The organism is Curvibacter lanceolatus ATCC 14669, assembly GCF_000381265.1.
GTDB lineage: Bacteria > Pseudomonadota > Gammaproteobacteria > Burkholderiales > Burkholderiaceae_C > Curvibacter > Curvibacter lanceolatus.
Genome location: NZ_KB906287.1, coordinates 1 through 11,741 on the forward strand (window position 1 = coordinate 1; position 11,741 = coordinate 11,741).

Consider the following 11,741-nt stretch of genomic DNA (forward strand, 5'->3'; position numbering starts at 1 on the left):
TGAGGTTGCCCTCGAATTTCGGAGTTCATAGCTCAGCCCGGAGAATGCCGGGAAAGGAGAGAAGAGATGAACGCTGGAGTGATGAGCAGAGCCAAGTACACCTTGGAGTTCAAGCAAGAAGCCGTCAGGCAGGTCAAGGCAGGACGGCCTGCTGCAGTGGTGGCCAAGACCCTGGGCATGCCCAGCGCTAGCTTGACCAACTGGGTTCGGGCGGACGCAAAAGGGCAGCTTGGGGTGTCGACAGATGGCAAACCTGCCGCGGTGGTGAGCCCCGAACAGGCCGAGATTGCACGGTTGAAGGCTGAAGTTGCTCGCCTGAAGATGGAGCGCGATATTGCAAAAAAAGCGGCGGCGTACTTTGCACAGGATGTGCTGCAAAGTACGCCTGGATTCACTCGATGAAGCAACGCTGGCCGATCACGCTGATGTGTGAGGTTTTGCAGGTCAGTCCCAGTGGGTATTTCAGCTGGGACAGGGCTGGCAAGAGAGGCCACGGTGGGCCCACGCGATTTCACAGCGACGAGGCCTTACTCGCCCACATGCGAGCCATCCATGCCCAGGTCAACGGCGAATACGGCTGGCCACGCATGCACAAGGAGTTGTTGGCCAGAGGCATCAGGGTCGGCAAAGACCGGGTGCGCAAGCTGATGCACCGACACGGCATCCGAGCCAGGACGAAGCGCAAATTTGTTGTCACAACCGACAGCAAACATCGGTTGCCAGTGGCGGCCGACCTGGTTCAACGCCAGTTCAATCCACAGACCCCAAATCGCTTATGGAGCGGAGACATCACGTATATCGCCACGGGCGAGGGGTGGTTGTACCTGGCGGCAGTGCTGGACCTGCACAGCCGTCAGGTGGTGGGCTGGAGCCTTCAAACGCACATGCAAACGAGCCTGGTCAAAGATGCATTGCTGATGGCCTGCTGGCGTCGCCGACCTGCCAAGGGCCTGATCTTTCACAGCGACAGGGGCAGTCAATATTGCAGCGATAGCTTCCAGGCCACACTCAAGGAGTGGGGCATTGTCAGCTCGATGAGTCGCAAGGGAAATTGCTGGGACAACGCCCCAACTGAGAGTCTGTGGGGCCATTTGAAAACGGCGTGTGTTCATGGTCGAAAGTTCGCGACCAGAGCCCAAGCAAGGCAGGTGATTTTGGAGTGGATCGGGTTCTACAACCATTCCCGGCTACATTCGACGTTGGGCTACATGAGCCCCATGCAGTACGAAAATCGCTGGTTGGCGGCGCAGCACAAATCTGCCGCTTGAAGACCGGTTATGCACTCCGATTTTCAGGGGCAACCTCAGAGCGCATCACCGCGCGCATCGCCCTGCGCCAGGTGCGCCCGCGCGAGCTGGTGGCCCTGCAGGTGTCGCTGATCAAGGCCGAGGGCCTGACCCGCATCGGCCAATGGCCCGAGGGCACCCTGGCCCAGGTGGCCACCGAGCTGCAGGCCCCGCCCGAATGCGCCGCCCTGCTGCAACGCGCCATCCTGCCCGAGCCCGCGGCCCTGGTGCGCGACGGCGGCGTGATCGCCGAAGGCTTTGACGCCGAACTCGACGAGCTGCGCCACATCCAGAACCACGCTGACAGCTTTCTGGTCGAGCTGGAGGTGCGCGAGCGCGAGCGCACGGGCATTGCCAACCTGCGCGTGCAATACAACAAGGTGCACGGCTTCTACATCGAAGTCACGCAGGGTCAGCTCGACAAGGTGCCGGCCGACTACCGCCGGCGCCAGACACTGAAGAACGCCGAACGCTTCATCACGCCCGAACTCAAGGCCTTCGAAGACAAGGCCCTGTCGGCGCAGGAGCGCGCCCTGGCGCGCGAGAAATGGCTGTACGAGCAGGTGCTGGACGCCTTGCAGGCCCATGTGCCGGCGCTCAGCCGCGTGGCCCGCGCCATGGCCACGCTGGACGTGCTGTGCACGCTGACCGAGCGCGCGCTGACGCTGGGCTGGAACGCCCCGGTGTTTGCCAAGGAGCCCTGCATCGACATCACCCGGGGCCGCCACCCGGTGGTCGAGGCCCGGCTGGCCGAGACTTCGGGCGGCAGCTTCATTGCCAACGACACCCGGCTGGGCTTTCGCCAGCGCATGCAGATCATCACCGGCCCCAACATGGGCGGTAAATCGACCTACATGCGGCAGGTGGCACTGATCGTGCTTCTGGCCAGCATGGGCAGCCATGTACCCGCCGAGGCCTGCCGCCTCGGGCCCATCGACGCCATCCACACCCGGATCGGCGCCGCCGACGACCTGGCCAACGCCCAATCGACCTTCATGCTGGAGATGACCGAAGCCGCCCAGATCCTGCACAGCGCCACGCCCCACAGCCTGGTGCTGATGGACGAGATCGGCCGCGGCACCTCGACCTTCGACGGCCTGGCCCTGGCCTCGGGCATCGCCACCCAACTGCATGACCGCACCCAGGCCTTCACGCTGTTTGCAACCCACTACTTCGAGCTGACCGAGTTTCCGGCCAAGCACCACCAGGCGGTGAACGTGCACGTGAGCGCCACCGAGTCGGGCTCGGACATCGTGTTTCTGCACGAGATCCAGAACGGACCGGCCAGCCGCAGCTACGGCATCCAGGTGGCCCGCCTGGCCGGCATGCCGGTGGCCGTGCTGCACCATGCGCGCCATGCACTGGAGGCGCTGGAGCTGCGGGCCAGCGAATCGCAGGCCCAGGTGGACCTGTTTGCGCCGCCACCAGCGACCGAGTCCATCGCACCCAGCGCCTTAGAATCCAGGTTTGCCGAGATCGACCCCGACACCCTCAGTCCGCGCGAAGCGCTGGACCTGATCTACTCCCTGAAAAAACTAGCGTCTTCCCAATGACTTATTGCGTCGCCATCAAACTCAATGCGGGCCTGGTGTTCCTGTCCGATTCGCGCACCAACGCCGGTCTCGACCAGATCAGCACCTTCCGCAAGATGATCGTCTACGAAAAGCCGGACGACCGCTTCATGGTGCTGCTGTCGGCGGGCAACCTGAGCATCTCGCAGTCCATCCGCGAGATCCTGCAGGTCGAGCAGCTCAAGGACCACGAAGGCGGCGATCCCATCACCATCTGGAACGCCAAAAGCATGTTCGACGCCTGCCGTGTGCTGGGCTCTGCGGTGCGCCGGGTGTATGAGCGCGACGCGGCCTCGCTGCGCCAGGCTGGCGTCGAGTTCAACGTGTCGATGATCTTCGGGGGGCAGATCAAGGGCGAAGGCATGCGCCTGTTCCAGGTCTACTCGGCGGGCAACTTCATCGAAGCCACCCCTGAGACGCCCTACTTCCAGATCGGTGAATCCAAATACGGCAAGCCCGTGCTGGACCGCGTCATCACCCCGACCACGCCGCTGGACGAAGCCGCCAAGTGCGCCCTGGTGTCGATGGATTCGACCCTCAAATCGAACCTGTCGGTGGGCCTGCCGCTGGACCTGGTGGTGTACGAAGCCCACCAGTTCAAGACCGAGAAGGTCATTTGCATCGACGAGAACAACCCCTACTTCCGCATGGTGCATGGCAGTTGGGGCCAGAAGCTGCGCGAAGTGTTCGACAGCATCGAAGACCCGATGTGGGGCGATGGCCAGACCGAGGTGCCGCTGATGGTGCACAGCCCGCGCAGCAAGCCACTGCACAAGATCGCCACCCCGCAAGAAAAGCTGATCTGAAACCGCCACCCGTTGGCACCACGGAATCCATGTCACTGATCATCTTCTCGCACGCCAACAGCTTTCCCGCCGGCACCTACCAGGTCTTGTTCAAGCAGCTGCGGCAACGCGGCTTCAAGGTCAAGGCCCTGGAGCAGTTCGGGCACGACGAGCGCTACCCCGTCACCAGCAACTGGCCGCACCTGGTGCAGCAACTGGCCGACTTTGCCGAGCGTGAAATCACCAAGGCCGGTGAACCGGCCTTTCTGGTCGGCCACTCGCTGGGCGGCTTTCTGAGCGTGATGGCGGCGGCCCGGCACCCCAAACTGGGAGGCCATGGCGTGAAGGGCGTGCTGCTGATCGACTCGCCGCTGCTGGGCGGCTGGCGTGCCAACGCGCTGGGCGTGATCAAGCAGACCCAGCTGGTGGGTTCGGTGTCGCCCGGAAAGATCAGCCGGCGCCGGCGCAACGCCTGGGCCAGCGCTGAAGAAGCCCTGGCCCACTTCGAGCACAAGAAGGCCTTTGCCCGCTGGGACCCGCAGGTGCTGCAGGACTACATCACCCACGGCACCCGCGACGAAGACGGCCCGCAAGGCCCGCGCCGCGTGCTGTGCTTTGACCGCGACGTGGAAACCGCCATCTACAACACCCTGCCGCACAACCTCGATGGCCTGCTGGCCCGCCACCCCCTGCGCTGCCCCGCCGCCTTCATCGGCGGCCTGGCCTCGCAAGAGATGCAACAGGTGGGCATGACCATGACCGACAAAGTGGTCAAAGGCCGCATCATGATGCTCGACGGCAGCCACCTGTTCCCCATGGAAAAACCCCTGGCCACCGCCGCCGCCATCGAGGCCAGCCTGCGCAACCTCGAAACCGCCAAGGCCTGAAACAAACAGGTCAGGCCGACACCTGACGGCCCTCGGGACCCAAAAACCGAAACGAAGTGAGTGAACGCGGGGACCGCAAGGCCCCCTTGCGACTCCAACAGACCTGCAACGAAGGCGGGTTGCGGCCCCCTCGGGGGGCTGAGCCCTGCGGCTCCAGGCCTGCCTGCGCAGGGCTGGACAGGGCGAAGAGCGTCCGCGTCTCGCGGCCGCACGCGGGAGTGACACGAAGTGAGGGGGGGCGTCAGGCCCCCTTCTGAATTCAGCCAGCCTCAAACGAAGAGGTCAGGCCGGCGCCGGGCCGCCCCAAGGCGGCCTGCGGCCCCCTCGGGGGGCAGGGAGTGACACGCAGTGCACGACCGTGGGGGCCTACTTCCTATGCCGCCCAATGCACCAAACCGCTCCACGCGGTGGCCAGCACCACGATGCCAAAGGCGATGCGGTACCAGGCAAAGGCCACGAAGCTGTGGGTGCTGATGTAGCGCAGCAACCAGCGCACGCACAGCCAGGCACTCACAAACGAGAACAGCAAGCCCACGCCGAACAGGGGCAGGTCGGCCATGGACAGCAGCGCCCGCTCTTTGTACAGGCTGTACACGCCCGCCCCGATCAGCGTCGGGATGGCCAGGAAGAAAGAGAAATCGGTGGCGGCCTTGCGGCTCAGGCCCAGCAGCATGCCGCCGATGATGGTGGCGCCGCTCCGGCTGGTGCCCGGCACCATGGCCAGGCATTGCACCAGGCCCACCTTGAGGGCGTCGATGGCGGTCATGCTGTCGACGTTCTGCACATGGGCATCGCTTTGCGGACGCCGCTCGGCCCACAGAATCACCAACCCGCCCAGGATGAAGGTGCTGGCCACCACCTCGGGTGTGAACAGATGGGCCTTGATGAACTTGCCGAACAGCAGGCCCAGCACCACGGCGGGCAAGAAGCCCACCAGCACATTGAAAGCGAACAGCCGGGCCCGCATGGACACGGGCAAAGCGGCCACCGTGTCACGTATTTTTTGCCAGTACACCATCACCACGGCAAAGATGGCCCCGGTCTGGATCGCGATGTCGAACACCTTGGCCTTGTCGTCATCCATGCCCAACAGGGCCCCGGCCAGAATCAAATGCCCGGTCGACGAGATTGGCAGAAATTCGGTCAACCCTTCCACCACCCCCATGACGGCCGCCTTGGCCAGCAAAACGATATCCACGAATTTCCCTTTCAGTGCAGTCTGAAATTATCGCCGCAGTGCAGCATGAATCCACGGGCAGTGCCCCCACAGCACCTGCTTATACTTGCACACCGTTACAAACAAGGCGGCTTGGCGACCTGCCTCTTGCCTTCCGACGTGATGCAGGTCGCATCCAACCATGCACGCCCTCCTCAGCCCCATGACCGATCTTCCCGAGCAGGAATGGGCGAACGCCGTGCAAGCAGCCCCGCAGGCCTGCCGCGAGCTGGTCGCCGGCTTGGCACGGGCGCATTGCGCCCCACTCGCCCAACTTTTCTACAACAGCATGCTGGGGCATCCCCAGGCCGCCCGCTTCCTGAACCACGACATCGTGCACCGGCGCCTGCAGGCCTCGATGGAGCGATGGATCTGCGAGGTGCTGGCCCACCCCACGAGCGATCCGGCGGCCATCGTGGCACTGCAACGCCACGTGGGCGAGGTGCACGCCCGCATCCAATTGCCCATCCATCTGGTGGCGCGCGGTGCCCGGGTGCTCAAGCAAGCCTTGTTCGAGCAGTTGGACGCGGCCTGCGGCCACGATGACCCGCTGCATCGCCAGGCCATCGCCTACATCAGCGAACTGCTGGACATGGCGCTGGAGCTGATGACCGAGGCCTTTTTGCGCAACTCCCAGCGCGGCGCCCGCAACGACGAGGCGTATCGCCTGTTTTCTTTGGGCCAGAACATGTCGGTCGAGCGCGAGCGACAACGCTCGGTGTTGCTCGAATGGGGTCAGGAACTGATGTTCTCCCTGCACCGGGTGCCTCGGCCAGGCGTGCTGCCCCGCCTGGGCAGCTCGGAGTTCGGCCTGTGGTTCCACCACAAGGCGGCCACGCTGTTCGAGGGCGCCCCCGAAATGGAGCAGATCCGCGAGTGCATCGAGCGCGTCGACGCCACCGTGCTGCCTCGGCTGGCCCAGGCCGAGCTCCCGGCGGACCAGGCCGCCAGCCTGGTGCTGGCCCTGCAACAGGAACTGGACAACCTGAAGTTCTTTCTGTCGGGCCTGTTCGAGCATCAACTGGAGGTGGAAAACGGCCGCGACGCACTGACCCGCCTGCTGAACCGGCGTTTTCTGCCCTCCGTGCTGAACCGTGAGATCGCCCTCTCCAACAGCCAGGGCAAACGTTTTGCGCTGCTGCTGCTCGATGTGGACCACTTCAAGCAGGTCAACGACGAGCACGGGCACGACGCCGGCGACCTGGTGTTGCAACAGGCCGCGGCCTTGCTGCTCAATGGCGTGCGCAACGGCGATTTCGTGTTCCGCTACGGCGGAGAGGAAATGCTGGTGATGCTGGTCGAAGTGGACGCCGAGTCCAGCCTGCGCATTGCCGAGAACCTGCGTCAGCGTTTTGCCGACCACGAATTCCAGATCGGCCAGGGTCGGCGCATCGAGCTCACCGTGAGCATCGGCGTGGCGCTGTACGACCACCACCCTGACCCCCAATACCTCATCCGCCGCGCCGACCAGGCCATGTACCTGGCCAAGAACAACGGTCGCAACCGGGTCTGGCTGGCTGCCGAGCAGGCCGACGATTGAAGCGCCCGCTGGCCGCACCCAAGCAACCCAGGCACAGCACCAGCCCCACACAGGCCCACTCGCCCAGGGTCGGCACTGCAGTGACCGCACCAGCCGCAGGCGGCACAAACTGCCCCTGCACCGGGTTGCCCGCAGGCTGCCCACCCAGGCTGCCGCCCACGGTGTAGTTGCCCGGCGTCGTGGCCTTCAGCGTCACCGAGCAACTGCCCGCATCGGCCCCCGTGGTGGCCGTGCTGCAGCGGGTGGCACTGAGGCTGGCCCCGGCCGCCGGCGGGCTGAAGGTGAACAGCGTCGACACATCGCCCTGCACGTTGTCGAAGGCATCCCGCGCTGTGATGGTCACGGTGTGGGTGTCCACACCATCGGCCTGCCGGGTGCCCGGGCTGATGGTGATCAGCGAGTTGGCCGCCACCGCCGGCCCAGCCACAAACTGCGCCGCCACCTGACCTCCCGAGGGGTTGCCCACCGGCACACCGCCGACCTGGCTGAGCACCGTGAACCAGCCCGCCTGGGTCGACTTCAGCGTGACCGAACAACGGCCAGCCTCAGCGCCACTGGTGGCGGTGGTGCAAGTATCCGCACTCATGGCCGTCCATTGGCTTGCCGAGCGGGCGCTCACCGCCTGCTTCAACGCCCGATTGCCCAGGGTCCGGGTCACGCCCCCTTCGCGCCAGGAGAACGCAAAGGTCTGCGGCTGCCAGGTGTTCAGGTTGCCGTTGCTGTCATAGGCAGTGGCGGTGATGGTGTAGGAAGGCGCCTGCACCGTTGTACGCCGTGGCGGTGATCGTGTAGGCCGCGGCCCCATCAGCCGCCAAGGGCCCTGCGGGCCCGATGGTCACCCGGGACTGCGCTGCCGCCGCCCCATTGGGCACCAGGGCCGGCGCCACGGCGCAACCCTGGCTGGGCGTGCCGTTGCCGGTGCAGCTCGACGGTGCTTGCACCGCATTGGCCCCCGTCGGATCGATCGAGGCCAGGTTGGCCGAACTGACGCCACTGGCGGCCGCCTGCGGCGTGGCATTGAAGGTGATGCCCGCGCTGCTGCCCGCGGCCAGGCCCCCCGTGGGCAAGGTCAAGGTGCAACGCACCAGCCAGCCAGCGGCCAGGCTGCCCGAGTAGTTGGCGCAACTGACCGCGCTGAATGCCGTGCCCCCCGCCGGGGTGGCGTTGCTGGCGCTGGTGTAGACAAAATTGGCCGGCAATTGGTCATACAGCACCAGACTGGTTCCTGTGGCGCCGGTACCAACGTTGCTGACCACCAGGCCGTAGGCGGCGGCAGTGCCTGTGACGAGCGACGGAGGATTCGACTTGGACAGTTGGAGCGACACCCCAGTGCCCACGGTGATGGCTGACGCCACGGCGCAGCCGGCGTTGGGCGAGTCTGTGCCCGTGCAGGTGCTGGGCGTTTGCGCCGCGTTGTTGCCCGAGGGATCCACTGCAGCCCGGTGGGTGGTGGACGCCCCTGACGCGGCGGCCAGCGGGGTCACACTGAGGCTCAGGGCCGTGCTTTGATTGGCATCCAACCCTCCCGTGGGCAGGGTCACGGTGCAGGTCAGCAGTTGCCCTGCGCTGACGGTGCCGCCGGCCGAACAAGACACCGCACTGGCCGTGACCGAACCCGATGTGTCGGGGCTGACCGCGCTGTACTGCACATTGGCGGGCAACTGGCTGTACACCACCAAGGTGCTGCCCGTGGCCACCGTGCCGCGGTTGGTCAGGGTCAGGCTGTAGGGCGTGGTCGCCCCCACACTCAGGGTTCCCGGGTTGGACAGCGCCAGGCCCAGGTTCGGCCCCCCGGGCACGCTGGCGCCAAAGCCGCAGCCCAGCACCACATCGTCGACAGCACAGGTTTGGGGGTCGGCGTAATTTCCAGCCCCCCCCGTAGCCACCGTCGGCGTATACCCCGCCAGGGATCGGGGTGGTCGAGGCCCGCATCTGCCCCCCCGCGAAGCGGGACGGGGTGGCGGTGACCAGCCAGCCCGCGGCACCGCTGGGGGTGGCGTTGCTCAAGGTCACGTTGGAAGCGTTGTTGTTGTTGTAACAACTGTACGACAAGCCGGTGGCGAGGCTACCGCCGGACAAGCTGCAGGTGTGTCCGAGCGAGGAATTGGGGCGCCCTGCCTTGGGGACCACGCTGCCGAGGGTGTAATACGGCGGCAACTGAAAATAGAAGATCAGGAAGGAATTGACGGTGACCGACGTGGTGCCGCCCGCCAGCAGGTAAGGAAACATGTCCAGACTGAACTGCGCAGCTTGGCCGACCACGGTGGTGGAAGGTGCCCCCACGCGCATGGCCATGATGGCCCCACCGGCCGAGTAAGCCGCGCTCAAAGGGCCGACGAAGCAGCCCGAACTGGGCACGCCCGTGCTGGTGCAGCTGGAGGCATTCACCCAGGCATTGCCCCCCGTGGCATCCACGGCGGCCCGCACAGTACCAGCCACACCAATGGCCCCAGCGTCAGCGAACGCATAGGTGGTGAATCCCACCTGAGCACCTGCCGCCAGCGACGCGATGCTTGGAGAACAACTGACCACCAAGCCCGTGGTGGCGGCGTTGCCAGACAAGTAATAGCAAATGATGTTGCTCGAATTCCCACGGGCAGATATCCCCATGTGAGGCGGCAATTGGAGGGTGAAGTTGGCCACGCTCGACGAAAAGTTGGCCGCTGTCGTCCCGGTGTTCTTGAGGACGATGCTCAGAGTGGCGTTCGTACTGGGCACGCCGAAGGTGGAAGAGGTGCCCGCGCCCACGCTGATCTCCAGGTTCACAGCAGCCTGCGCCGAGACCCCGCCCAGACCGAGCACCCACGCCAGGCTCAGCAGGACGGCGGCCAGGCGCCGCCCCCCCATACCCAAAGCCGCACGCAGAAGTCGAGGCACGTTCCTGATGCCCAACGCAGCAAAAATCACATCAATCATTTAAGGATTCAAAGTCAATTTTATTGATGGAAACGGCAGTCTTTAACGATTGATGTGATAAGCCGAAGAGAGTGCCTCGCCATGGAGCCATCCCTACCGTCACTTGCCCACCCCTGCGTTCTCAGACCTCATCCCGCGTCATGTCAGCCTCAAAATTGGCTGAAAGACAAGCCAGAAGAGCCCAAAACGCGCGCCCAATGCAGCAAACAGCCGCGTTTCACAGGCCCGTACGATAGGTCATCAAAATGGCCAACCTCGCACCAAAAAATCATTTCTGATCATTTATTACGCCAAACACCAGAAAATACAAAATGATGCATCCATTTATCGTTTTTATTAATTTTTCGGATGGAATTTGCAGCCTCAGAAAGGCATGACCTCACAGGACGAACGTGAACTTGTGTCGACGAAACACCTGATCGACAGCCATCTCGCGCCCCCAGCAAGCAGTTCGCGACAGGCCTCTGGCGTTTCGTCTCAAGTGGTTTTCAGTTCGACCCATCGGGGGGCACAGTGCAGCTCCAAGCCCCTCCCCTTGAACTCAACGGAGCCATTCCATGTTTTTGCAAATCCTTCAAAACACCCCGCGCTGGGTGTTCGCCCTGTTCGTCGCCCTGCTGTGGCTGGGCCTGCGCCAGACCCTGAGCCGGCAAATGGGGCTCAAGCGCGTGCTGCTGCCCGCGCTGGGGCTGACAGCGTTTTCGCTGTACGGCGTGCTCAGCGCCTGGCCCACGCAGCCCCTCACGCTGATGTGCTGGCTGCTGGCCGCCAGCAGCACTGGCTGGTGGGTGCAGCGCCAGGCCCTGCCGGCCGGCACCCGCTACGACCCGGATCAGCAACGCTTCACGGTGCCCGGCAGCTGGGTGCCGCTGGCCACGATGCTGGGCCTGTTCATGACCAAGTACGTGGTGGGGGTGGCCTTGGCCGTGCACGCCGGCTGGGTGCAGGAGGCCGGCTTTCCACTCGTGTGCAGCGCCGTGTACGGGGGCTTCAGCGGTCTGTTCATGGGCCGTGTCGGGCGCCTCTGGGCCCTGGCCCTGCGCACCGACCAGGCAGCCCGGCAATGGGATGCCAGCAGCCCGGTGGCCTGAAGGCCGCACCGAGCTGCCTGATCGCCGCATCCAGACCGGCTGAGCCCCACCTGGGGCTCAGCCTTGATCGACAATGCAAGGGCTGCCCTGATCCACCCCAACCCGGCGTGCTGCACGCCCATTGACCATGAGACCTGACCGCACCCCCGATGACCTGGAACGCCTGGCCCAGCGCCGTGCCGGCGCCAAGATGGGCTGGTTCATCCACCTGGGGGTCTACCTGGTGGTGAACGCTGCGCTGTTCATCCTGTCGACCCAGTTCGGCATGCACCGGTGGTCCATCTTCCCGGCGGCCGGTTGGGGTCTGGGGGTGTTGCTGCACGGGGTGTCGGTGTTTGTGCTGGGCTCGGGCAGCGGCCTGCGCGAAAGGCTGGTCGAACGCGAGCGCGAGCGCCTGCGCCGCGAGTTCAAGCAAGACACCCCACCCCAACCCTGAGCGGAGCCCCGAC

9 protein-coding genes and 1 pseudogene are annotated in these 11,741 nt (G+C 64.8%); 7 read left to right on the forward strand and 3 right to left on the reverse strand.

What is annotated here, in order from left to right:
* The first annotated feature begins 81 nt into the window (after window positions 1–81).
* The 4 genes and pseudogenes from F624_RS0130065 (at window position 82) to F624_RS0130080 (ending at window position 4,529) form a co-directional block, all read left to right on the forward strand.
* A protein-coding gene (locus tag F624_RS0130065) for an IS3 family transposase (protein WP_425387338.1) occupies window positions 82–1,268 on the forward strand; the annotation gives its coding sequence in 2 pieces (ribosomal slippage) (window positions 82–337 and window positions 337–1,268; 1,188 coding nt in all).
* 38 nt (window positions 1,269–1,306) lie between these two features.
* Window positions 1,307–2,839: pseudogene (gene mutS / locus F624_RS0130070) on the forward strand (DNA mismatch repair protein MutS); the annotation flags it as partial.
* Window positions 2,836–3,663 (forward strand): proteasome-type protease, encoded by an 828-nt coding sequence (locus F624_RS0130075; protein WP_019578089.1) that lies wholly within the window; start codon window positions 2,836–2,838, stop codon window positions 3,661–3,663. The pseudogene mutS and the gene F624_RS0130075, both read left to right, overlap by 4 nt.
* Window positions 3,664–3,692: 29 nt before the next feature.
* Window positions 3,693–4,529 (forward strand): alpha/beta hydrolase, encoded by an 837-nt coding sequence (locus F624_RS0130080; RefSeq protein WP_019578090.1) that lies wholly within the window; start codon window positions 3,693–3,695, stop codon window positions 4,527–4,529.
* 373 nt (window positions 4,530–4,902) lie between these two features.
* Here F624_RS0130080 and F624_RS0130085 read toward each other — a convergent pair whose 3' ends face one another.
* The gene (locus F624_RS0130085; protein ID WP_031256779.1) at window positions 4,903–5,727 is read right to left on the reverse strand and encodes an undecaprenyl-diphosphate phosphatase; all 825 of its coding nucleotides are present in this window, start codon (window positions 5,725–5,727) and stop codon (window positions 4,903–4,905) included.
* Between the two features lie 160 nt (window positions 5,728–5,887).
* On the opposite strand from F624_RS0130085, the gene F624_RS0130090 reads away from it, so the two are divergent.
* Window positions 5,888–7,285 (forward strand): diguanylate cyclase, encoded by a 1,398-nt coding sequence (locus tag F624_RS0130090; protein WP_019578092.1) that lies wholly within the window; start codon window positions 5,888–5,890, stop codon window positions 7,283–7,285.
* Here the strand turns inward: F624_RS0130090 and F624_RS34500 are convergent.
* Together F624_RS34500 and F624_RS0130100 are read right to left on the reverse strand one after the other, a co-directional pair.
* Window positions 7,197–8,048: an Ig-like domain-containing protein gene (locus tag F624_RS34500; RefSeq protein ID WP_169426730.1), complete on the reverse strand. Its 852-nt coding sequence runs from the start codon at window positions 8,046–8,048 to the stop codon at window positions 7,197–7,199. The genes F624_RS0130090 and F624_RS34500 overlap by 89 nt on opposite strands.
* Window positions 8,008–9,111 (reverse strand): hypothetical protein, encoded by a 1,104-nt coding sequence (locus F624_RS0130100; protein WP_157443703.1) that lies wholly within the window; start codon window positions 9,109–9,111, stop codon window positions 8,008–8,010. The genes F624_RS34500 and F624_RS0130100 overlap by 41 nt, the downstream gene beginning before the upstream one ends.
* 1,647 nt (window positions 9,112–10,758) lie before the next feature.
* On the opposite strand from F624_RS0130100, the gene F624_RS0130115 reads away from it, so the two are divergent.
* Both F624_RS0130115 and F624_RS0130120 read left to right on the forward strand, forming a co-directional pair.
* The gene (locus F624_RS0130115) at window positions 10,759–11,292 is read left to right on the forward strand and encodes a DUF6622 family protein (RefSeq protein ID WP_019578097.1); all 534 of its coding nucleotides are present in this window, start codon (window positions 10,759–10,761) and stop codon (window positions 11,290–11,292) included.
* Between the two features lie 127 nt (window positions 11,293–11,419).
* Entirely contained in the window at window positions 11,420–11,728 is a 309-nt protein-coding gene (locus F624_RS0130120; protein ID WP_019578098.1) for a 2TM domain-containing protein, read from the forward strand.
* Window positions 11,729–11,741 lie beyond the last annotated feature (13 nt).